Source organism: Haladaptatus sp. T7 (assembly GCF_026008575.1).
Taxonomy (GTDB): Archaea; Halobacteriota; Halobacteria; order Halobacteriales; family Haladaptataceae; genus Haladaptatus; species Haladaptatus paucihalophilus.
Map to the genome: position 1 here is coordinate 1 of NZ_BROP01000013.1, position 21,781 is coordinate 21,781.

Here is a 21,781-nt window from a genome sequence, read left to right on the forward strand (position 1 = left end):
CCAGCATCGATTTCCCGGTCCCGGGCGACCCTATCATCATCACGTGACGGCGCTGTGTCGCCGCTTTCTCGACGATATCTCGTGCCGTATCTTGACCGATGACCTGATCGACCAGTCGGTCGGGGATGGGAATCGCTTCGGTCGTTTCGACGTCGAGTCCTCCGAGAAGGTCGTCGTCGGTTTCGGGGTCGAAATCGTCGGCGATCAGCGAGGCGTCGATGTTTTGTCCGAGAGCATCACCCGCCGCGGGGGTCGGCGTGGACGACGGGTCGTCATCGGAGACAGGACGTGAACCACCTCGTCCGTCCGATTCGGAACCATCATCGGCAGGTACGGGCACCGTTTTGGACGTGGAGGGGTCGTCGGTGTCGTTTGGATTACTCATTCTACTATATCGTTGATACAACGCCCGGGTCGATAACAGATATACTTTCTGAAAGGAATGGAGTTTCATTGATATTTTCGGGGACGGCCAATTCCGACCGTACGCGCGAGGTACGGCGGACGACGATGAATCGACACCACGAACCGAGCCGACGGCACCCTGAAGTGACGAACGATGAGACAGGAGGAGCGTGGACGGCCGGGACGTCGGGTGCCACCTGTACGAAGGAGACGAGGACGAGACGAATTCCGAAGCGGACGGGGAGTGCTGACACACCTCAGCTATCTTCATGGCGGTTCGACGTCTCGAATCGGACAGAGAATGCCTATCGAGTTGAACGGGTCACGAACGACCGCTCGCGTGATGGTCGAGGACGAGCGCCTCGTCGAATCGGGCTGCCTGAACCAGATTCAGGAACTCATCGACCACCCCGCGTTCACGGAACCGGTGCGGATAATGCCGGACACGCACTGGGGCGCGGGTGCACCCATCGGATTCACGATGCCGCTCCCGGACCGCGTGGTGCCGAACATCGTCGGCGTCGACGTGGGATGCGGGATGTGCGCGACGAACCTCGGCGACGAACTCCCGCTCGCGCACGCGGAGCGCGAGCGGCGGGTCCGCGACGTCGTTCCGATGGGCCGCGAGGTCCACGACTACGACGACGCACCGCACCTCGTGAACGAGTTCCCCTTCGAACGGGCGAACGAGGTTTTCGAGCGATTCGACGCCGCGTACCGGGAACGATTCGGTCGGGCCATCGACCCTATCTCGTTCGACTTCGACGGCTACGGCGAGTCGTACTTCAAGTCCCTCTGTGAGCGCGTCCTTTCGGGGCAACGACAGGGGATGGGCTACGTCATCAAGAGCGCCGGGACGCTCGGCGGCGGCAACCACTTCGTGGAGTTCGCCCGCGGACGCGAATCGGACGACTACTGGCTCGTCATCCACAGCGGATCGCGCTACCTCGGCAAGGCCGTCGCCGAGTACTGGCAAGGGCGCGCCTCGGACTACCGCGCGGCCGACCAAATCCGGGACGCGATTCCGGACGGCTACGAGGAGTTCCTCAAGTTCGACCCAGAAACCACCGGCGACGGCGAACTGTTCACGTGGGTCACGGGTGGCATGGGCGAATCGCACATCCGAGCGGAGCGCGTCCGAGAAGCCTTCGACGGCGGCGACATCGAGGACGCCTTCGACACGCTCTCGGGGTCGACCCTCCGCCCCGACGGGGAGCGAAACGACGACCTCGATTGGCTGGACGGGCGGGAGGCACACGGCTACTACGTGGACATGCTGTTCGCCCAGCAGTACGCCCGCTGGAATCGCGAACTGATGAGCGACGCCATCTGCGACGCGCTCGACGTCGAACCCGTCGAGCGGTTCCAATCGACGCACAACTACATCGACTTCCGCGACATGACGATTCGGAAGGGCGCGACGCCCGCCCGCGAGGGCCAGCGACTCGTCGTCCCGTTCAACATGGCCGACGGCTCCATCATCGCTCGGGGAAAGGGCAACGAGGAGTACCACTCGACGGCCCCGCACGGTGCGGGCCGGACCATGAGTCGCGGCGACGCCTTCGAGACGATTTCGATGGACGAGTTCGGCGAAGCGATGGACGGCATCTACTCCGAGTCCGTCGTCGAGTCGGTGCGCGACGAAGCGCCGATGGCGTACAAACCGGCGGACGCGATTCGAGAGGCAATCGAGCCGACCGCTGACGTTGTGGAGCGGTTGGACGTGGTGCACAACCTCAAAGCGAAGTAGACCGGGTTCGAGGCCGGGTTTTGTTGTGTGAGAATTGCTTTTCAGGTGTTTTACGAGCTGGGTTCGGTCGTTCCGGAATTGCAGTTGCAAGAGAAGCTGTCCGCGAACGCTCGGCCCCGTTCAGTCCATCCACACACCGCACTACTTGTCCTCCTTCACGCGCCGTTCGGCTGACCGGTATCGCCCAGCCCGTCCGTAGTCGGTGGCGCGCGCTGACGGGACGGTTCGACCGAAAAACGTAACGTCACCGGCGACTCGCCGTGAAACCCCACCACGGTCGGTAGCGGGCCGTTTCCTATTCCACCGGTTCGAACACGGGCGCTGGCATGCCGTCCAGTTCGACGGTATCCGCGAACTCGACGGACGCGCCGATTTCGACGCCCTCATCGCCACGGATACGTCCCATGAGCTTCGTCTCCCCGAGGTCGATGACGCCGACCTGATACGGCCCCTCGAATCCCACCGGCGGGACGGTTATCGTCGTCTCGCTGTGAACGGTGCCGGTGGTCGGCAGGGAGCAGGTATCGAGGATTCTGTCGCCACAATCGATGCAGGCGCGTTTGGGCGTCGCGGTGACGTGCCCGCAGGACCGGCATTCGAGTCCGACGAGTTCGCCGTCTTCGAGGCGGTCCCGCCAGTCGGCGTAGGCCAGCGGCCCCGATTCCGACGTTCGGTCCCCGCTCATGCTCGTGCCTCCAGAACGGTGACGACGGTCGTCGCGGCGTCGCCGCCGAGGTTGTGCGCGACTGCAGTTCGTGCGTCATCGACCTGCCGGTCGGCGGCGTCGCCGCGGAGCTGTTCGGTCAATTCCACGAGTTGGGCCGTCCCCGTGGCACCGATGGGGTGGCCCTTCGCCTTGAGGCCGCCGCTCGGGTTGACGGGCATCTCGCCGTCGATGTACGTCTCGCCGTCGGCCGCCGCACGCCCGCCGGTTCCGTCCTCGAAGAGGCCGAGCGCCTCGATGGCCAGCACCTCTGCCCCGGTGAAGCAGTCGTGGACCTCGGCGACGTCCACGTCGTCCGCGGTGATTCCTGCCTGTTCGTAGGCTTCGGCGGCCGCGTCGCGGGCCGCCCGGGTTTCGGGAAGCGACGCCTTGTCCGCGAGCGGCACCGCGTCGGTTCGGTGTCCGACGCCGGTCACGGAAACCGGTTCACCGGTGAAACTGTCGGCGAGGTCGTCCGAGACGACGAGGACCGCCGATGCGCCGTCGGAGAACGGGCAGCAGTCCATCAGGTGAAACGGGTCCGCGATGATGGGGGTTTCGAGCACCGCCTCGACGTCGGTGTCGCGGCCGAAATGCGCCTTCGGGTTGAACTGGCCGTGGTGGTGGTTCTTGACGGCGACTTCGGCGAGTTGCTCTTCCGTCGTACCGTACTCGTGCATGTGTCGCTTCGTCAGGAGGGCGAACACGCCGGGGAACGTCAACCCGGTCGGTTGTTCGTACTGGCGGTGGGATGCGCCCGCGAAAATTCGGGTCATCTCGCCGGTTCCGAGGCCCGTCTCGGGGGTACAGCGCTCGACGCCGCCGACCAAGGCGACGTCGTGGACGCCGGATTCGACCGCCTGCACGGCGTGTTTGAACGCGTTCGAGGAGGTCGCACAGGCGTCCTCGAAGCGCTGACAGGGGATTCCCTGCAACCCGATGTGGGTCGCCAGCTTCGGCGCGAGGTGGGTGTCGGATTCGGTCTGGCCGCCCAGCGCGTTGCCGAGGTAGAAGGCGTCGATTTCGTCGCCAGCGATGCCCGCGTCGTCCATCGACGCGAACGCGGCGTCCGCAAACAGTTCCTCCAGCGGTTGGTCGTGCGGGCCGAACGAAGTCATTCCGCCCCCGACGATGGTAGCTCGTGTCACTACACTCACCTCTCTCGGGGAGTGTCAATAATCCACCGCCCGCCGTCGGGCGACGAACGCGAAACCGAAACCGGTCAGTTCTCCCCGTCGTCGCCGGTCAACCGCGCGAGCGTCTCGGCGGACACCCCGGCCTCCCGGAGGACGGATTCGGTGTGTTCGCCGTGGTTCGGAAGCCGAGTCGGAACCGACCGCTCGTCGGATTCGAAGGCCGGGAAGCCGATTCGCGGCGGGGCGTCGTCCGAACCGACGACCATCCCGCGTTCGCGTGCCTGTTCGTGGTCGAAGGCTTCGGTCACGGTGTGAACGCCGCCGACGGCCGTGTCCACGTCGTCCAACTCGGCGAGCCAGTCGGCCATCGTCCGCTCTTCGAAAGTGTCCCGGAGGGTGTCGCGCACGGCCGTCCGAACCGCCGGGTCGTCGCTCAGGTGCTCGTCTATCAGTTCGGGGCGGTCGATGGCGGTACAGAGCGCCGTCCAGAACTTCGGTTCGAGCGCGGCGACCGTGAGGTAGCGGCCGTCGCCGGTGCGATAAACGTCGTAGCAGGGGAACTCGCCCGTCAGCAGCGTTTCCCCCGGACGGGGCGTCTCCCCGCCGAACGCGCTCCCGGCGAACACCTGCGCGAACGACAGCATCACGTCGGTCATAGCGATGTCGAGGTGCGTGCCGCTCGCCCCGCGTTCCCGGGAGAGCAGCGCGCTCACGATTCCGAAGGCCGCGAACAGGCCGCTCGCCATGTCCACCATCGGGTAGCCCGGAATCGCCGGTTTCGAGTCCTCGTCCGGACGCGTCATGTCGAGGAGGCCGGTGAGTCCGGCGTAGTTCAGGTCGTGGCCCGCTCGGTCCGCGTTCGGTCCCGTCTGACCGTAGCCCGAAAGCGAGACGTAGACGAGTTCCTCGTTGTACTCGGTCAACGTCTCGTAGTCGATTCCCAACCGCTCCGCGACGCCGGGGCGGAACGTCTCGAAGACGACATCCGCCGCCTCGGCCAGTTCGTAGAACGCCTCGCGTCCGGCGTCGTCCGAGAGGTCGAGGGCGACGCTTTGTTTGCCGCGGTTCACCGCCTCGAATATCTCCCCGAAGCCGCTCTCGCCGATGGGTTCCATCGACCGGGCGTAGTCGCCGCGGCCCGGTTCCTCGATTTTGACCACCGTCGCGCCGAGGTCGGCGAGGAGTTGCGTCGCGTACGGCCCGGGCAGGAGTCTGGAGCAGTCGAGGACGAACAGGTCATCGAGTCGCATACGGGGGGAAGGCGGGGAGGCGGTAAATCGTTCGGGGAAAGGGCGAACGAGGATAGCGGCGGGACTGGGGCACGACCCAATTCTTCAAACGACTCGCCCGTCAATCGTGGTGTATGGCCGTTTCGGGAACCATCGACGCACACGTCCACCTGATGCCGCCGCGACTGATGGCGGCGATTCGGAAATCGCTGTCGGCGGAGGCGGGGTGGACCTTCGACCACCCGACCGAGCGCGAGGCGATGGAGGCCGAGTTGCGTGCGGCGGGTATCGACCGATACATCGCGCTTCCCTACGCGCACAAACCGGACATGGCGGCGGCGTTGAACGAGTGGGTGTTGGCCGCAGCCGAGGACTCGGCGATGGCGGTTCCGTTCGCCACGGTGCACGGCGACGACGACGTTGCGGCGGTCGTGCGGGCGGCGTTCGAGGCGGGCGCGCGGGGGTTGAAGTTCCAGTGTCCGGTACAGGAGTGCGGTCCGGCCGACCCGCGACTCGACCCGGCGTTCGAGTTGGCCGCCGAGTACGACCGCCCCATCGTGTTTCACGCGGGAACCGCCCCGATGTTCGAATCGAGTCCCCACGTCGGGGCGGACCAGTTCGAGCAGTTCGTCGAATCGTACCCCGAGGTGCGCGCCTGTGCGGCCCACATGGGGACGTTCGAGGCGGACGCGTTCATGGAGTTCGCGCGGGAGCACGAGCAGGTGTTTCTGGACACGACGATGGCGCTCTCGCCGCGGTCGGCGGACGTGTTGGGGTTCGACCCGTCGGAAATCGGGGACGACCAGTTGGCCGAACTCTCCGAATCGGTCATGTTCGGGACGGACTTTCCGAACGTCCCCTACCCCTACGAAGCGGAGCGACGAGGGTTGATAGAGCGCGAGTTATCGGAAGCCGTGTACGCGGACGTCTTCCGTCGAACCGCGGAGCGGTTTTTGGGCGAGCGATAGCGAACACCGGCTCCGTTGAAACCCTTAATCGGTGATAGTTCTACTCGGCCGTGATGGATACACAGCGCATATTCATCGAGGAAAGGCAAATGGATTCGTGGGCGTACATATTTGGCGTCCTGCATCAAAGTTTCAACACGTGAACCAACCCTCCTCGCTCGCCAAACTTCGCACCGGGTTCGATGCGTTCCGTATGAAGAACGCTTCGGAGGCCGAGATACGGGAGCGCCAACAGCGGCGGCTCCAAGAACTGCTCGATTTCGTGCTCCGAAACTCTCGGTTTTACAAGCGACTATACGACGATATCGACCGGCCGATTACGACTCTGGACTCACTCCCACCAGTTACCAAGTCCCAGTTGATGGAACACTTCGATTCAGTCGTCACAGACACAGCAGTGGAGCTCGATGACGTTGCGGATTTCACCGGAGCTACAGCGACTCTCGGCGAGCGCTTTCTGGGGCGGTACCCAGTTTGGATGACCTCTGGGACAACCGGTGAACCGGGCATCTTTCTTCAGGATGACTGGTCAAAGACTGCTACAGATGCTGTCAGGGTTAGATGGGCTCTATCGGCCCTGTTCGATTTGCAGACGATCAAGCGACTGATTCGTCACAAGGGGAAGATTGCCGAGATCGCCGTCGGAGGCGGACACTTTGCTGGGGCCTCAGGCGTCGAAATATTTCGGAAGGAACACCGACGTCTCCAAGACAGGATACGCCTAGTCTCTCCAGACCAGCCCCTCTCGGAGGTTATCGCAGAGCTCAACGAATACCAGCCAGCGGTCCTGATTGGATACGCAACTGTCCTCTTGGAGCTCGAACGAAAGCAACGGTCGGGCCAACTGAAGTTGAGCCCCGCCTACATCGCTCCGACTGGTGAACCGATCACTTCCGAAGAGAAAGACCGACTTCGAACGACCTTCGGAGCCAGTGTCAGAGAGATCTATGGTGCCACAGAGTTCTACGGAATCGGAGTCGAGTGCGAGCGCGGGAACGTCCACGTAAATACGGATTGGGTCATCTTGGAGCCTGTCGACGCCGATTATCAACCCGTCGACCCTGGTGAACCGTCCGAAACTGTTCTCGTGACGAACCTGGCAAATCGCATCCAGCCCCTCGTCAGATACGATCTCGGGGATAGCGTCACGATGTACGAGGAACGCTGTCCCTGCGGAAGTGCATTCCCAGTGATCGAAGTTGAAGGCCGGCAAGGCGAAGTCCTGCACTTCGAAACGGACGAGGGGAATGAGATTCCGATCTTCCCACTCGCACTCACAAGCGTTGTGGAGGAAACCCCCGGCGTCCGTCGTTCCCAGATCGTGAAGACTGGCAGTAAGAGACTACGTATCCGACTTGAGTTCGAGGAGAAGTTCGATGAAGAGTCAGTATGGAAGACAGTCGAGAATGAGTTGTCCGACTTTTTCGCCACTCAGGGAGTCGGCGATATTTCCATAGAACAGGCCACAGAAGCACCTGCACGCGATTCACAGAGTGGCAAGTTCCGACACGTCTGGTCGGAAGCTTGAGAACGGGGCTTGATAAGGCAAGTGAAATGCCTGCTCAACGAACTGGAGTATCCGGGATTTTGGGAGGACTTGCATCCGGTCAGACTACCGGGCGAATCTGTAACTCTCTGAGGATTCCAACAGAGCCCGAACACCCATTCAGACGTTATTTTCAGTCGAAACAGGAGCGAACGGGGTCGTCGAGCGATGGACGACGAAAACACTATGGTAATCCGTTCGAGAGGAGTGGTGTATGAACCCCGAGAACGCAGCCCGAGAGGCGCTCGACAGAATCGGGGATGGAGGAGAGCCGTTTTCGACGCGAGAGTTTGCGACGGAGCTGGGTTGCAGGCCGGACGCCGCCGTGACGAACCTCGAAGCACTCGCCGAGCGAGGCGTCGTGAAGGGGAAAGAACTCCCGTCCGGAAACCGGGTGTGGTGGCGCGACGGCGACCGCGAACGAAACGACGACTCGCAGTTTCACTCGTTGGTCGAGGAGGTAGAGGAGTACGCCATTTTCATGCTCGACCCGGACGGGTACATCGCCACGTGGAACAAGGGTGCGGAGAAGATCAAAGGGTACACCGCCGAGGAAGTCATCGGCGAACACTTCTCGAAGTTCTACACCGAAGCTGACGCGGAGGCGGGTGTCCCGGAGCACCACCGCGAAATAGCGGCCGAACGAGGACGCACCGAGTACGAGGGGTACCGCGTCCGGAAGGACGGCACGCGGTTCTGGGCCAACGTCGTCATCACGGCCCTGTGGACCGACGACGGGGAACTCAGAGGGTTCACCAAGGTCACTCGAGACATGACCGAACGGCGGGCGACGAAACAGCGGCTCAAAGAGGAGCGCGATTTAATCGAGCAGGCGCTCGAAACCGTCCCGGTCGGCATCGCCGTCGTCCGGTCGGACGGCACGTTCGTCCGGGCGAACTCCCGCGTCACCGACCGGCTCGGCATCGAGGAGTCGAAGCTGGACCGGTACACGGTGCAGTCGTGGGACCTCTACGACGAGGACGACGAGTCGATTCCCCCCGACGACCGCCCGTTTGCGCGGGTCGCCGAAACCGGCGATCCCGTCGTCGATTTTCGGTGCCAGTTCCACCTCGAAGGGGAAGGTCGTCGGTGGCTCTCTATGAACGTCGCCCCCATCGACGACGGGGACGGAATCGACCGTCTGGTATACGCCATCGACGATATCACCGAACAGAAAAAGCGAACCGACCAACTCCTCCGCGAGCGAAACCAGACCGAACGACTGTTGGAAACGTCGCCGGTCGGCATTTACGTACAGGATGCGGACGGAGAGATACTGCTCGCAAACCGACGAGCGCAGGAACTCCTCGGCCTGTCCGAGGAGGAACTGCGGGAAAAATCGGACGACGCCGAGTGGCGGATCCTCGACGCGAACGGGGAACCCCTCGCCGACGGGGAGTCGCCCGCAGAGCGCGTCCACGCGACCGGCGAGACGGTGTACGACGAGGAGATCGCCATCGAAAAACCGGACGGCGAACGCCTGTGGCTGTCCATCAGCGCCGGACCCGTGTACGGGCCCGACGGGGAACTGGAACGGGTCATCTCCACTGGTGAAGACATCACCGATCTCAAGCAGCGAGAACACGAACTCGAACGCCGACGGAGCGAACTCGAAACCGAGTTGAGCGAGATTCTCGGCCGCGTTTCGGACGCCTTCTTCGCGCTCGACGACGACTGGCGGTTCACGCACGTCAACGACCGTGCGGAGGATATCCTCCCGGAATCCGGCGAAGCGGTGCTCGAACGGCGTTTTTGGGACGTCTTGCCCACCACCACCGAGACGGCCATGTGGGAGGAGTTTCACGCCGCGATGGACACCCAGGAGCCGACCAACTTCGAACTCAACGACGAACGGCTCGGCATCTGGATCGAGATGAACGCGTACCCGTCGGAAACGGGTCTCTCGGTGTATTTCCACGACATCACCGACCGTAAGGAGCGCGAACGCCGATTGGAGCAGTTCGCAAGCATCGTCTCACACGACCTTCGAAACCCGCTTTCCATCGCGCAGATGTATCTGGCGGAAGCCGAGATGAACGGTCGAGAAAGCGATTTCGAGGAGGTGAAACGCGCACACGAACGGATGGAACGGATCATCCGCAACCTGTTGCGGATGGCACAGAACAAGGAGACGGCCATCGAACCGAACGACGTCCCCCTTTCGAGCGTCGTGGAGCGGGCGTGGAACCACGTCAAAACGTTCGACGCGACGCTCTCGGTCGAGGATGCGATGCCGACCGTGCTGGCCGACGAAGACCGACTCAGAACGGTGTTCGAGAACCTGTTTCGAAACGCGGTCGAACACGGCGGCGAGGACGTTGCGGTGCGCGTCGGGGCGCTCTCCGACGGGTTCTTCGTGGAAGACGACGGGACGGGAATCCCCCCCGACGAACGCTCCGAGGTGTTCGACTACGGGCACACCTCGGGGAACGGAACGGGGTACGGACTCACCATCGTCACCGAGTGCGTGGAAGACCACGGCTGGGAGATAGACGTCACCGAATCGTCGAGCGGCGGTGCGCGGTTCGAAATCCGGGGAGTCACGGAGGGAAGCACGCGGACACGACCGCGGTGATCGATTCGACTGCTTCCGCGACTCGTCGTCCCCACGCAACCGCCATTCTCGGGGTGAGAAATAGAGATACGGGAAGACGGCGAACTGAGTCACTTATCCGTCGGGAGCGGATTCGTGTAGGTATGGTCTCCGGAATCCACGTCCAACTCGCGGTGAGCGACGCGGACGGGTGTCCCGTTTCGTCGATCAGCGAGGAGTTCGAAATCGAATCCCTCAGCGTGGCCCAACACGCTACCCGAACGGCGACCGAAGTCGTCGGGGAGCTAACGGTGGACCGGTCCGACGATGCCGGAACGGAACCGGAGGCGGCCGAGGAGGTCTTCGTCGACGAGACGAAATCGGTGTACCGGTACACGCACGACAACGAGTGTCCGTGCCAGCGCGTGCCGAGTCACGGGTGTCCCGTCCGCACCCTCAGGGCCGACTCCGGCCGACTCATCGTCTCGTTCATCGCGCCCGACCTCGAAACGCTCCGGGGCGTCGTCACCGACTTGCGGTCGTGTTGCGAGGGCGTCACGGTGAACCGACTCACGCGCTCGGCGGCCACCGACGAGCGGTCGTTGCTGTTCGTGGACCGCACGGCGTTCACCGACCGCCAGTACGAGGCGCTGGAGACGGCCCACGAGATGGGATATTTCGACTCGCCGAAGGGCACGACCGCCGAGGAAGTCGCCACAGAAATCGGAATCTCCGTGGCGACGTTCCTCGAACACCTTTCGGTCGCACAGACGAAACTGCTCGACCAGATTCTCTCGACGTGACGACGGTCGGGGGTGAATCACCGGTCGTCGAAATCCACGAATCGACCGAACGGGGGATTGAATCGAGGACCACGGTGATTGTTCACACGAGTCTTGGTACCAAATATCGTTAGTTTAAATAAACCCGAGTATGGTAGTGAAAGGTCGTATGCGGAACCCGGACCGACAATCGTGGTGACGCAATGTCTCAATCAGTTTATCACGAAATCGGCGGACAAAGCGCGGTCGAAGCGGTCGTCACGGATTTCTACGACCGAGTGCTGTCCGACGAGCAGTTGATTCCGTACTTCGAGGGGATGGACATGGCGGAACTGCGCGCCCACCAGATTCAGTTCATCAGTTCGGTGGCCGGTGGTCCGGTCGAGTACACGGGTGACGACATGCGCGAAGCGCACGCGCACCTCGACCTCGACGAATCCGATTTCGATGCCGTCGGCGAATACCTCGAAACCGCGCTCCGAACGAACGGCGTGGACGACGAGAACGTCGAAGCCATCATGAGCGAAGTCGTCGCGCTCAAGGACCCGATTCTCAACCGATAAACGCCGCTTTCGACACGCGAATCGGCGTTCTAATACCCGAATCGGCGGTGTAGCGGGGGACGGCAGCGGGACGGACGACGACCGGCCGGAACGACGACGGGACGGTAACGGGACGACCGAACCGACGAAACTGCCGTAATCCATCCGTTTATCGGGGTGAACCCTCTCCGACTAGGTATGAGTGAAGATTTGTTTTCGTACCACTGGACCGCGGAGGGTCCGAGGTGTGGAACGGGGACGCGGTGGTCACGGAGTGAGTAGCGACCGCGACACCCGGACCGTCGTCCTCAGCCTCATCGCGGGCGTCTTCTTCGGCGGCGTCGGCGGCGGCGTCGCATTTCCGACGCTCCCCCGTCTCGGCACCCTGCTCGGCTTCTCGGCGCTGACGGTCGGAATTATCCTCGCCATCAACCGCTTCACCCGGATGCTCTTGAACACGCCCGCGGGGACGATTCTCGACCGATTCGGAACGCGGCGGCCGATGCTCGTCGGCTTCACGCTCCAAGGGCTCGCGCCGTTCGGCTACGTGCTCGGACTGACGGACGCGTGGACGAACGGACTCGCGGAAGCCGTCCCCGTGACGGCGACCGTCGTGAGCGCCACGACGTTCGCCGGGTCGCGCGTGCTGTGGGGAATCGGGTCTGCGTTCGTGTTCGTCGGCGCGTTCAGCACGGTAACGAAAGTGACGACGCCCGAGAACCGAGGCAAGTGGACGGGGTACTTGCGCGGCGGCCAGAGTCTCGGTTTCCCCGCCGGACTGGTCGTCGGCGGACTCGTGGCCAACCTCTACGGCTTCACCCCGGCGTTTCTCGTGGCCGGGTTCGCGGGGTTGTTCGCGGCGCTCGTCGCGTTCTTCGTCCTGCCGGATTTGAACCCGACCGTCGAGACCGACACCGGACTCCGGGAGATTCCGGGTATCGTCGCCTCGGACGTTCGCATCCTCTCCGTCGGCCTCGTGAACTTCGTCGTCCGGTTCCTCTTCGCGGGAGTGCTCCTCTCGACGGTCGTGGAGTACGCGGCCGTCGTCGGTATCCGCATCGGCTTCCTCGACGCGACCGGAATCAGCGGCGTCGTCATGGCCGTCAGCGTGCTGTTTTCCAGCGGGACGACGCTACTGGCGGGACCGGCGTCCGACCGCGTTTCGAACCGCGCGTTCGTCTCGATTCCGTCGCTCGGCTTTCTCGCCGTCGGCTTCGGCCTCCTCGCGCTGGTTCCCTCGCTCGTGGGAACGTTCGTCGGCGTGGCGGCCATCGGAATCGGCGTCGAGGGCGTGAACATCCCGCTCCTCGCGTACCTCGGCGACATCAGCCCGGAAAACGACGTGGGAAAACTCGGCGGCGTGTACAACGTCTTCGGCGACTTCGGCTCCACGGTCGGCCCGCTCGTCGCCCTCCCGTTCGCGGTACGGTTCAGCTACACGACGGAGTATCTGGGTTGCGTGCTGTTAGTGATTCTGACGGGGGTTCTCGCCGCGCTCACGTTGCTCGGCGAGGACGACCACGAACGGCCCATCGTCGTTCCGAGCGACGACTGAGGACGCTTTCTACGGGTGGTTTCGGTCGGGGAATTCAGCTATCGCGCACCGCCGCACGGAGGAGTCCGGTCCCGTCGGATTCCGTCGGGGAGCGCACCGACAGACACAACTCCCAGTCGTCGGCATCGACCGACCGAGCCCACTCTATCGACACCGATTCGGGGTAGATTCGGCGGAGTTCGATGGCGAGCGGGAGCGTCGGGAGGTACCGTTCGTCCCCCTGTAGGGCGTACTCGGAGAGCCTGACGAGCCACGCTCGCGGGGACACCGCGTCGTCCATCGAGGTGAGTCGGTAGTCCGAGACGATGGACACCGAAACGAGGTACTCCAGCACTGTTTCTATCGTCTCCCCGTCATCGACCGTCGGCGGCAATCGGGCCGCTGCCGACGCCAGCACGCGGGCCTGTTCGTCGGCGGAAAGCCGGTCGGTCAACTCCTCGACCATGCTTTCGAGCAGGATGAGACAGAACTCGTCGCGGTCCGAAATCGACTCCGCGGCGTCCAGATACACGTCCATCACCGCTCGCTCGACGGCGGCGAACCCCTCCGTTGCGAGCGTCTCGAAGAGCGCACCGGTGACGTCGTGACAGAAGTCGATGAGGGGTTGGTGGTCCGTGACCGAATCACCGCCGACGGAACGGGCGGAACGTTGGAGGGTGGGTCGCTGGAACGACGGTGTGGCGTCCCTCGCCGCGTCGGAACCCCTCGGCGTCTCGCATACGATGAGGTCGTGATAGGGAAGGTGCGGGTCGTAGCGTCGGAGCGCCGCCCGATATTGTTCGGCGAAACGGAGCGCGGTCTGTGCGGTGTCCCTGCTCTCGAACCGTTGTCCTGCGATGGGGACCGGACTCGTCCCGGTTCGACCGCAGACGATGCGGTACGTTCCGCCGTCTGTCGCGAGCGATTCGACGTGCCGACGAATGTCGTGGAGGGTGTTTCCTACCATGTGTCAGTCGTGGTTCCGTCGCGGGGGTCAGCAGGACCCAGCGACGGTACCCGTGTCACCGCCATGTTTTTAGGCTGGCCTAAAACTCTAAAAGTATTTTGTTTGATTCACGAACGGTCGTAAGTACAGGAACGTTGTTCCGGGTCAGTCGTTGTCGAACGGGACGTGCTTCGCGGCCGCGGAGAGTGCGTCCCTTTTGCATCCGGTAATTGCTAGCACGAGTCGAAATCTTTACGCCGTCGTCCGGAAACCATGTACATGACAGTTCATGAAGAAGGAAATGACGACGATGGATTTCCTCGACCGCGCCGTCGATCTCTACGACGACGTGGTGGGAGTCATTGCGGATGACGGCACGGAATATACGTACGCGGAGTTCAACGAGCGAGTCAACAGTCTGGCGAACGTGTTGGCCGACCGCGGCATCGGACAGGGCGACCGGGTGGCGATGCTCGCATCGAACACGCACTACTTCCTCGAAGCGCTGTACGCGACCAACCATCTGGGCGCGGTGTACGTCCCGATGAACTACCGCCTCGTTCCGGAGAACTACGAATACATCCTGAACGACTGCGAGGCGTCGGTCGTCATCGCGGACTACGACTTCGCCGAGAAGGTGGAGGCGGTCCGCGATTCTGTTCCGGCGGAGACGTTCATCGGCTACGAGGCCGACGAAATCGACGGCGACTGGGAGGACTACATGACTCTCGTGGACGAGGCATCGGCCGACCCGCCGGAGCGCGCCGACATCTCGGAGGACGACGACGCCAGCGTCAATTACACGTCGGGGACGACCGGGGACCCGAAGGGCGTCGTACGCACCCACCGAACCGAACACTGGCACGCGCTCGTGCTCAACCAACACATGGAGATTCGGGACGACGACACCTACCTCTGGACGCTCCCGATGTTCCACTGCAACGGATGGGGTCACACCTACGCCATCACCGGGACCGGCGGTACGCACGTCTGTCTCCGGAAGTTCACGCCGGAACGAACGCTCGGGAAGATTCGGGACCACGACGTGTCGTTCATGTGCGGCGCGCCGACGGTCCTCAACCGCGTCATCGCCTATAAAGAGAACAATCCGGACGTGGAGACGACGGGCGACCGCGAGTTGCGCATCGCCACCGCCGGAAGCGCGCCCGCGACGGCGACCATCGAGACCGTCGAGGACGACATCGGCTGGCGCATCATCCACATCTACGGCCTGACCGAAACCGCACCCATCATCACCACCTCGAACTCGCCGCGCCGCCTCGCCACGCGCGGCCGGTCACTCAAGGTCAAGCAGGGGAGCGAAGTGCTCGGCACCGACGTTCGCGTCGTCCACGACGACGGAACGGACGTTCCCGCCGACGGGCAAACGATGGGCGAAGTCGTCGTCCGCGGCAATCAGGTGATGGACCGCTACCTCAACAAGCCGGAGGCGACCGAGGAGGCGTTCAACGACCGCATCTCGGGCTACTTCCACACCGGCGACCTCGCCACCATCGACGAGGACGGGATGATATCCATCCAGGACCGCAAGAAGGACATCATCATCTCGGGCGGGGAGAACGTCTCGTCCATCGAGGTCGAAGACGTGCTCTACGACCACCCCGAAATCGCCAAAGCGGCCGTCATCCCTACGCCGAGCGACGAGTGGGGCGAATTGGTGACCGCCGTCGTCGTCCCGAAACCCGGCGTCGAGCTATCCGAAGCGGACGTGGAGGATTTCTGCCGCGACCGGATGGCGGGCTACAAGATTCCGCGCAAGATTCTGGTGCAGGAAGACCTACCGGAGACTGCGACGGGCAAGGTCCAGAAGTACCAACTGCGCAAGGAATTCTGGGAAGACGAGGATCGGCTCATCGGACAAGGGTGATAGCCTCCTCGAAGAAAGATATCCCGCTGGAACGCGGCTCGAACCTATCTGCGGTTTTTCTATGCATGTCGAGAACGTGAACTGAACAACCGACAGACACACGATGCCGGGGAACGTTATGGCGGTCGGGGGAAAAACAGTGAGTCGATACGATACGACGGGGAACGTTCTCGAAAGCGAACTACAACGGACGGAGCGGAGGCGATAGCATGGCCGTGGTGGACACCATCATCGTCTTCATCGTCAGCCTGCTCATCGGCGGGTTCGGCATCTACGTCGGGGCGCGGGTGACGACCGAATACGCGGGAAGCTACGGCCACGCCATCGTCACGGCGCTGATCGGGTCGATAGTGTGGGGCATCATCAGCTTCTTCGTCGGGTGGATTCCCATCCTCGGCGCGCTGTTGGCGCTCGTCGCGTGGGTCGGCGTCATCAACTGGCGGTATCCCGGCGGGTGGGGGACGGCCGTCGTCATCGGACTGGTCGCGTGGTTCGCGGCCGCAATCGTCCTCTACCTGTTCGCGCTGTTCGATATCGTCGCCTCGGGCGCGCTCGGAATTCCCGGCGTCTGAGCCGCCTATCAACCCGTTTTACCGGAGTTCCGGGGTCCACACGGACGACGACAGCGAGAGCGGCGGTTCGCGGGAGCGAACCCACCGGGCGATGGCGACCGTTCCGACGACGATAGCGCCGACGCCGACCAGCCCCGCTTCGGGGCCGAACGCCCCGCCGGTGAACACGCGGGGACCGACCTGTTCGGTTGCGATGACCGTCACGGGGAGGCGAAGCCCGCTGACGGAAAACCCGTAGACGCTCGTCTGAAACAGGTTCCACGAGACGTGCAACCCTATCGGAATCGCCAGTTCGCCCGTCAGCAGGTAACCCGACGCGAGCATGACTCCCGCGAGGACGATGACGACCGTACTCGTGAGCGTCGCGTTCGGGTTGAAGACGTGTGCGACGCCGAACAGAATCGACGAACAGAGCGTCGCGGCCGCGACCGCAACCTCACCAGACACCCGCGGAAACCAGCAGAAACCCTCCGCGAGATTCGTCAGGATGTAGCCTCTCACCAGCAGTTCCTCGCTGACGCCGACGACGACGAACACGAGAACGGAGGTGAGAAAGACGGTGACGAACGACAGGCCGGACACCGTTCGAAAGAAGCCGGTGACGCGAACCCACCCCAATGCGAGTTCGGTCAGGAATATCGCGGTCATGAGCGTCGCGCCGAGAGCGAGGCCGAACCCGAAATCGAGCCACCACGTCCGCGACAGGTGAAAGCCGAAGTCCGAAAACCGACGCCGGTCGATGAACCGACCGACGAGGTACGTGAAGAGACCGACGATGACCAGTTCGAACGAGGTTCGAAACAACAAGCTGCCGAGACGCCCGAACGACGCGAATTGGAACCCGACGAACGCGGACACCCACACCGGGCGAAGCGAAACCGCCGCGGCGAGCGAAACGACAACGAACACGATTCCGGCGACGACGAACCGCCACGGGAGTCGAAGCCGCCGGTCAGTCGCGTTCCAGAAGACGGCTTTTATCGAAGAGAGCACCACGAAACCGTACGACGAGGAGGGTTGTTAATCCTTGAGCCCACCCGCTGTCCGATTCGACCGTGCGAGTGAACCGCCTCGGGGTCAAGCCCCGAGGCACTCGGCCTGCTCCGCCTGTAGAAAAAGAGGATTACGGGAAACGTCGGTGTCACCTCGGCGGCGTTATCGGCACTCGGTTCCCGAGATGTTCACGTCGAGCGACGGCAGTGCGCTCGCTTCCTCGTCCCTACCCGCGTCGATGGTCGTCTCGAAGCCGACGTCGACCGCCCCGACGGGATAGATTTGGTCACGAATCTCGCCGTCGGGATACGCTTTCGAGTGAACGTTGACGTAGGTCTTCCCGGCCGTCATCTCGGTAGCGAGGTCGTCGATCGAGGACCCCTCGTAGGGACCGACCAAATCGTCGTCGGAAATCGTCCCGGTAGCGACCACGCTGGTGCCGAAGAGGTACTGTTCCTCCGTGCCACTGCCGTCGATGAGATTAACGACGTGTGGGCCGTTTTCGCCCGACTCGCCCGTGTGGATGTGCGCCTTGGTCACCGGTGCGTCGAGTCCGAACGCGAGGAGTCCGTATTCGAGTTCGCTGTCGGTCGTCCACTGGAAGACGGCGACCCCCCGTCCGTCGCTCTCGTTGGGAGGCACCTCATTCTCCCCAGTTAGTACCCCCGTGCTGAACAGTTCGGTCGGCGGTTGCTGTTCGGCGTCCGAACCCGAATCCGAGTCCGAATCGGTGTCATCGTTTCCGGCGACTACTCCAGCGCCGACGCCGCTGAGGGCGACGGCTCCGAGGCTCAGCAGTTTCAGCGTCTCTCGTTTGTCGGTATCTGGCATCGTGGGACCAATTAGTGAGTCGATTCGAAGTTACTAAGCCATTATTGCCACCTGTAATATATTGATGTATTAAATAAATAGAATGGAACAAACAGTGTTTCGCCCGCGACAGAGCTATGTTCTGATACAGCAGTTCGACGACACGTCGATACGCACACTTTCCTCCGCTTCGAAGAGTGGATACAGATGCCCTCAAACTCGAAGCTCGACGGTCAAGTCGCCCTGATTACCGGCGGTACCAGCGGCATCGGTCGGGAGACGGCGCTCGCGCTCGCGGACCGCGGTGCCTCGGTCGCAATCGTGGGGCGCAACCGAAAACGCGGGCGGCGCGTTGCGCGCGAAATCGACGCGCGGAACGGCGACGGATGGGCCGAACTGTACATCGCCGACTTCGCGTCCCGAAAGAGCGTCCGCAACCTCGCGGTTGCGTTTCGGGACCGACACGACCGGCTCGACGTGCTGGTGAACAACGCGGGGACGTTCCGCCACCGGCGGTCCGAAACCGGGGACGGCATCGAAGCCACGTTCGCCGTCAACCACCTCGCGCCGTTCCTGCTCACCCACCTACTGGTCGATACGCTGGTCGAAAGCGCGCCCGCACGGGTCGTCACCGTGACCTCCGAGTTGCACGAGCGGGGCACCATCGATTTCAGCGATTTGGGGCGCGAGCGCGACTACGACGGCATGGAGGCCTACAGCCAGTCGAAGCTGGCGAACGTCCTGTTCACCCGCGAACTGGCCGAGCGACTCCGCGGAACCGGCGTGACCGCGACCGCGGTCAACCCCGGTTTCGTGCCGGGAACGGGATTCACCCGCGAGGCCTCGATTCGCAATCGATTGCTGTTAGGGTTGTTCTCGGTCCTACCGCTTCCCTTCACGAAGAACGTCGAAGAGGGCGCGGAAACCGTCATCGAGGCGGCCGCATCACCCGAATTCTCCGACGTGACCGGCGAATACGTCAGCGACGGGGTAATCGCGGAGGCCTCCGACGAGGCACACGACGATGACGTTCGACGGCGGTTGTGGGACGTGAGCGCGGGATTGGTCGACATCTCGCCGGACTATCCTCGGTAGGAAAATCGACCCGACTGGAACCGTTTTGTCCGTCGGACGCCAACCCTCATCAGAGGGGGAAACAATGACTGACGTACTGATAGTCATCGACATGCTGAACGATTTCGTGACCGGGAAGATAGCCGCCGAGCGCGCGGGGCAAATCATTTCGCCGCTCGACCGACTCACGGCCGCGGCGCGCGAGAACGGCGTTCCGGTTATCTACGCGAACGACGCCCACCGACCGGAGGACTTCGAGTTGGACGTGTGGGGCGAACACGCCATGCAGGGGACGGAAGGAGCGGCGGTGATTCCCGAACTCGAACCCGACGAGGGAGACCACGTGTTCGAGAAGCGGACCTACGACGCGTTCTACGGGACGGCGCTCGACGAACACCTGCGGAGTCTGGGCGTGGACCGAGTGGTCCTGACCGGCCTGCACACGAACATGTGCATCCGTCACGCCTCGGCCGGGGCGTTCTTCCGCGGTTACGACATCGTGGTTCCGGGGGATTGCGTGGAGGCCTTCAGCGAGGAAGCTCACACGGAAGGACTCGAATACCTCGCGGACGTGTACAACGCGGAGATAACGACGACGGACGACCTCATCGAGGAGTGGCGAAAAACCGCGTCCGCCGAAGCGGTGAGCGACGAGGGAACGGCGTCGTAATCGCTCCGGTGGCTATCGACGCCGGAGCGACCGAACCGACTCCCGTAACCGCCGGAGCGAATCGGCGTGCCGCGAAGCGCCGAGGTCCGAATTCGACGGGGATTCCGACGGAACGGTTTCGGACGAAGAGGTGCCGGTCGTGGGGTGCTCGGACGAGGTGGTCCTGGATGTGGTGGTTTCGGACGAGGTAGTGCCGGACATGTGGGGTTCAGACAAGGGAGTATCACGAGTGGAGGCTTCTGACGAGGAGGGTCCGACGTCCGACGGGTCCGTCTCCGCGGCTTTCGACCGCCATGCGCGGAGGTTCGCGGGGATGTCCACGGGAAGGTCCACGGAGAGGTTCGACGCGGCGACGCCGGTAGTGAGGCCCATCGAGGACGCCAGCACCGCGGTTTGGAGTTCGAGGCGTCCGAATTCGAGCGGGTCGAGTTGGAGGAACGTCCACAACAGCCCGGAGACGAACAGGACCACACCGGCAACGGTCAGCCACTCGTTCGTATCGGACGCGTCGGCCGCCCGTCCCGCGAGTCGCGTCACGAGGACGCCCGTGACGAACTGGACGAGGAACACCGCGGCGAGAAAGCCGAGGGCGGAAACGGCCGCGAACGGGTCCCACGACGAGATGCCGCCGAGCCGGTCGCTCGGGAGGATACCGGCAGCGAACTGGAGGGTCGCTTCGAGGAGCGCGGCGGTCACGGCGTCTATAAGGCCGAGCGTGTCGACGAGCAGTCGTATCTCGCCGTCGAGGAGCGCGCGTGCGAGGTTCCGACTCGACTGGCTTCCGAGGAGTTCCGCGAGGACGAAGAGACAGAACGGTGGAAGCGCGCCGAAAACGACGGCGTATCGCGCGAGTCGAGTGGGAAATCCGCTCCGGCGAACACTCTGCACGACGAACCAGAGAACGACGGCGAGCGGGACGATGGCGGACGGCGATTCGTGGAGGACACCGATAGTCGTCTCGAACATGGGGATGGCCAATCGAACAGAGCATGGCAGTTCCGCGTAGAGAAACTTACGGCTTCGAACGCGCCCGCGGGGAACTCCTTCGAAACGGATGGGTGGCGCGTTCGGCCGGGATAGGCACTCGTCCGGGGGCTATCGTCCGGAAACGAAGAGACAATCGGCCGCGTTTCGGAGTGAAGGTTACTCGATTTCTATCTCGACGACCTCGGGGTCGTTGTCGAAGTCATCGTCCAGCGGGTCGTGTGCGAGGTCCTCCAACACCAGTTCGATGTTGCGTTTGTTGGCCTTCCACACCGCGTCGATGATACCGCCGACGACCGGGAGCGACCCGCCAACCACGTCGATGCTCACGTTCGCTATCATCCGCAAGAGGGTGGTGAACGAGACGCCCAAGCGGGCCGCTTCGAGGACGAGGTACAGGGACAACCCAGCACTGATGACGTCGCCGACCCCCGGCAGCGCGCCGAGGATGGGGTCGAGACCGACGCGGAAATCGGTTCCCGGAACGCGCATGAAGTCGTCGAAGACGCGCGCTACCGTCCGCATTCTGTCGATTGCCGCGCGGTCGAGGGTCGGCGGGAGTTCACCCTCGAAGTCGAACTCGTCTTTCAAATCCGAATTGCGGCTCATGGACACACCTGTTTCCGAGACGCAATAAACCCGACGGCTGGTGAGGTTCGGGTGGCGTCGAGCGTCGTCTCCGCCACAAAGCATTTGCACGATTCGGTGGATTTGGG

The 21,781-nt window shown here is 63.2% G+C and carries 20 protein-coding genes; 11 read left to right on the top strand and 9 right to left on the bottom strand.

Annotation, left to right across the window (positions count from 1 at the left end; translation table 11 throughout):
* A partial coding sequence (locus tag OPC11_RS21790; protein ID WP_264783394.1) for an ATP-binding protein occupies nt 1-385 on the bottom strand: 385 nt, incomplete at its 3' end.
* Between the two features lie 321 nt (nt 386-706).
* Here OPC11_RS21790 and OPC11_RS21795 point away from each other — a divergent pair.
* Nucleotides 707-2,155: an RtcB family protein gene (locus tag OPC11_RS21795; RefSeq protein ID WP_264783395.1), complete on the top strand. Its 1,449-nt coding sequence runs from the start codon at nt 707-709 to the stop codon at nt 2,153-2,155.
* 295 nt (nt 2,156-2,450) lie between these two features.
* Here OPC11_RS21795 and OPC11_RS21800 read toward each other — a convergent pair whose 3' ends face one another.
* From OPC11_RS21800 to OPC11_RS21810, 3 genes are all read right to left on the bottom strand, one after another.
* The gene (locus tag OPC11_RS21800; protein WP_007981097.1) at nt 2,451-2,840 is read right to left on the bottom strand and encodes an OB-fold domain-containing protein; all 390 of its coding nucleotides are present in this window, start codon (nt 2,838-2,840) and stop codon (nt 2,451-2,453) included.
* Nucleotides 2,837-4,006 (bottom strand): thiolase domain-containing protein, encoded by a 1,170-nt coding sequence (locus OPC11_RS21805; protein ID WP_073096645.1) that lies wholly within the window; start codon nt 4,004-4,006, stop codon nt 2,837-2,839. Before OPC11_RS21805 ends, OPC11_RS21800 begins: the two co-directional genes overlap by 4 nt.
* Nucleotides 4,007-4,080: 74 nt before the next feature.
* The gene (locus OPC11_RS21810; RefSeq protein ID WP_264783396.1) at nt 4,081-5,244 is read right to left on the bottom strand and encodes a CaiB/BaiF CoA-transferase family protein; all 1,164 of its coding nucleotides are present in this window, start codon (nt 5,242-5,244) and stop codon (nt 4,081-4,083) included.
* A gap of 113 nt (nt 5,245-5,357) precedes the next feature.
* Between OPC11_RS21810 and OPC11_RS21815 the strand changes: the two genes are divergently transcribed.
* The 6 genes from OPC11_RS21815 (at nt 5,358) to OPC11_RS21840 (ending at nt 13,149) form a co-directional block, all read left to right on the top strand.
* On the top strand, nt 5,358-6,191 hold the full coding sequence (locus OPC11_RS21815; protein WP_264783397.1) for an amidohydrolase family protein: 834 nt from the start codon (nt 5,358-5,360) through the stop codon (nt 6,189-6,191).
* 193 nt (nt 6,192-6,384) lie between these two features.
* Nucleotides 6,385-7,719: a phenylacetate--CoA ligase family protein gene (locus tag OPC11_RS21820; RefSeq protein WP_264783398.1), complete on the top strand. Its 1,335-nt coding sequence runs from the start codon at nt 6,385-6,387 to the stop codon at nt 7,717-7,719.
* Nucleotides 7,720-7,951: 232 nt separating this feature from the next.
* A complete protein-coding gene (locus OPC11_RS21825) occupies nt 7,952-10,312 on the top strand; it encodes a PAS domain S-box protein (protein WP_264783399.1) in 2,361 nt (786 codons plus the stop codon).
* A 122-nt stretch (nt 10,313-10,434) separates the two neighbouring features.
* The gene (locus OPC11_RS21830; protein WP_007981106.1) at nt 10,435-11,073 is read left to right on the top strand and encodes a helix-turn-helix domain-containing protein; all 639 of its coding nucleotides are present in this window, start codon (nt 10,435-10,437) and stop codon (nt 11,071-11,073) included.
* 182 nt (nt 11,074-11,255) lie between these two features.
* Nucleotides 11,256-11,615, top strand: coding sequence for a group 1 truncated hemoglobin (locus OPC11_RS21835; protein WP_007981108.1), 360 nt, complete (start codon nt 11,256-11,258; stop codon nt 11,613-11,615).
* A gap of 253 nt (nt 11,616-11,868) precedes the next feature.
* Entirely contained in the window at nt 11,869-13,149 is a 1,281-nt protein-coding gene (locus OPC11_RS21840) for an MFS transporter (protein WP_026177933.1), read from the top strand.
* Between the two features lie 34 nt (nt 13,150-13,183).
* Here the strand turns inward: OPC11_RS21840 and OPC11_RS21845 are convergent, their stop codons facing one another.
* A complete protein-coding gene (locus tag OPC11_RS21845; protein ID WP_264783400.1) occupies nt 13,184-14,095 on the bottom strand; it encodes a hypothetical protein in 912 nt (303 codons plus the stop codon).
* A gap of 268 nt (nt 14,096-14,363) precedes the next feature.
* Here OPC11_RS21845 and OPC11_RS21850 point away from each other — a divergent pair, with 268 nt between their 5' ends.
* On the top strand, nt 14,364-15,962 hold the full coding sequence (locus tag OPC11_RS21850; RefSeq protein WP_264783401.1) for a long-chain-fatty-acid--CoA ligase: 1,599 nt from the start codon (nt 14,364-14,366) through the stop codon (nt 15,960-15,962).
* Between the two features lie 209 nt (nt 15,963-16,171).
* Nucleotides 16,172-16,534 carry a hypothetical protein gene (locus tag OPC11_RS21855; RefSeq protein ID WP_007981112.1) on the top strand — a complete coding sequence of 121 codons (363 nt, stop codon included), beginning with the start codon at nt 16,172-16,174 and terminating at the stop codon, nt 16,532-16,534.
* Nucleotides 16,535-16,552: 18 nt separating this feature from the next.
* Here the strand turns inward: OPC11_RS21855 and OPC11_RS21860 are convergent, their stop codons facing one another.
* Both OPC11_RS21860 and OPC11_RS21865 read right to left on the bottom strand, forming a co-directional pair.
* Nucleotides 16,553-17,530: a type II CAAX endopeptidase family protein gene (locus tag OPC11_RS21860; protein ID WP_264783402.1), complete on the bottom strand. Its 978-nt coding sequence runs from the start codon at nt 17,528-17,530 to the stop codon at nt 16,553-16,555.
* A 159-nt stretch (nt 17,531-17,689) separates the two neighbouring features.
* A complete protein-coding gene (locus OPC11_RS21865; RefSeq protein WP_264783403.1) occupies nt 17,690-18,358 on the bottom strand; it encodes a CHRD domain-containing protein in 669 nt (222 codons plus the stop codon).
* 186 nt (nt 18,359-18,544) lie between these two features.
* Between OPC11_RS21865 and OPC11_RS21870 the strand changes: the two genes are divergently transcribed.
* Together OPC11_RS21870 and OPC11_RS21875 are read left to right on the top strand one after the other, a co-directional pair.
* Entirely contained in the window at nt 18,545-19,432 is an 888-nt protein-coding gene (locus OPC11_RS21870; RefSeq protein ID WP_264783404.1) for an SDR family oxidoreductase, read from the top strand.
* A 64-nt stretch (nt 19,433-19,496) separates the two neighbouring features.
* Nucleotides 19,497-20,081 (top strand): isochorismatase family cysteine hydrolase, encoded by a 585-nt coding sequence (locus tag OPC11_RS21875; RefSeq protein ID WP_264783405.1) that lies wholly within the window; start codon nt 19,497-19,499, stop codon nt 20,079-20,081.
* 12 nt (nt 20,082-20,093) lie between these two features.
* Here OPC11_RS21875 and OPC11_RS21880 read toward each other — a convergent pair whose 3' ends face one another.
* Nucleotides 20,094-21,047 (bottom strand): hypothetical protein, encoded by a 954-nt coding sequence (locus OPC11_RS21880; protein WP_264783406.1) that lies wholly within the window; start codon nt 21,045-21,047, stop codon nt 20,094-20,096.
* A 177-nt stretch (nt 21,048-21,224) separates the two neighbouring features.
* Nucleotides 21,225-21,674, bottom strand: a complete 450-nt coding sequence (locus OPC11_RS21885) for a DUF4112 domain-containing protein (RefSeq protein WP_007981118.1) — start codon at nt 21,672-21,674, stop codon at nt 21,225-21,227.
* Between the last annotated feature and the right edge of the window lie 107 nt (nt 21,675-21,781).

Coding starts and splice junctions, on each gene's coding strand:
- OPC11_RS21795 (WP_264783395.1), top strand. CDS start 707: ATGCCTATCGAGTTGAACGGGTCACGAACGACCGCTCGCGTGATGGTC.
- OPC11_RS21800 (WP_007981097.1), bottom strand. CDS start 2,840: ATGAGCGGGGACCGAACGTCGGAATCGGGGCCGCTGGCCTACGCCGAC.
- OPC11_RS21810 (WP_264783396.1), bottom strand. CDS start 5,244: ATGCGACTCGATGACCTGTTCGTCCTCGACTGCTCCAGACTCCTGCCC.
- OPC11_RS21815 (WP_264783397.1), top strand. CDS start 5,358: ATGGCCGTTTCGGGAACCATCGACGCACACGTCCACCTGATGCCGCCG.
- OPC11_RS21820 (WP_264783398.1), top strand. CDS start 6,385: ATGAAGAACGCTTCGGAGGCCGAGATACGGGAGCGCCAACAGCGGCGG.
- OPC11_RS21825 (WP_264783399.1), top strand. CDS start 7,952: ATGAACCCCGAGAACGCAGCCCGAGAGGCGCTCGACAGAATCGGGGAT.
- OPC11_RS21830 (WP_007981106.1), top strand. CDS start 10,435: ATGGTCTCCGGAATCCACGTCCAACTCGCGGTGAGCGACGCGGACGGG.
- OPC11_RS21835 (WP_007981108.1), top strand. CDS start 11,256: ATGTCTCAATCAGTTTATCACGAAATCGGCGGACAAAGCGCGGTCGAA.
- OPC11_RS21845 (WP_264783400.1), bottom strand. CDS start 14,095: ATGGTAGGAAACACCCTCCACGACATTCGTCGGCACGTCGAATCGCTC.
- OPC11_RS21850 (WP_264783401.1), top strand. CDS start 14,364: ATGAAGAAGGAAATGACGACGATGGATTTCCTCGACCGCGCCGTCGAT.
- OPC11_RS21855 (WP_007981112.1), top strand. CDS start 16,172: ATGGCCGTGGTGGACACCATCATCGTCTTCATCGTCAGCCTGCTCATC.
- OPC11_RS21865 (WP_264783403.1), bottom strand. CDS start 18,358: ATGCCAGATACCGACAAACGAGAGACGCTGAAACTGCTGAGCCTCGGA.
- OPC11_RS21870 (WP_264783404.1), top strand. CDS start 18,545: ATGCCCTCAAACTCGAAGCTCGACGGTCAAGTCGCCCTGATTACCGGC.
- OPC11_RS21875 (WP_264783405.1), top strand. CDS start 19,497: ATGACTGACGTACTGATAGTCATCGACATGCTGAACGATTTCGTGACC.
- OPC11_RS21880 (WP_264783406.1), bottom strand. CDS start 21,047: ATGTTCGAGACGACTATCGGTGTCCTCCACGAATCGCCGTCCGCCATC.
- OPC11_RS21885 (WP_007981118.1), bottom strand. CDS start 21,674: ATGAGCCGCAATTCGGATTTGAAAGACGAGTTCGACTTCGAGGGTGAA.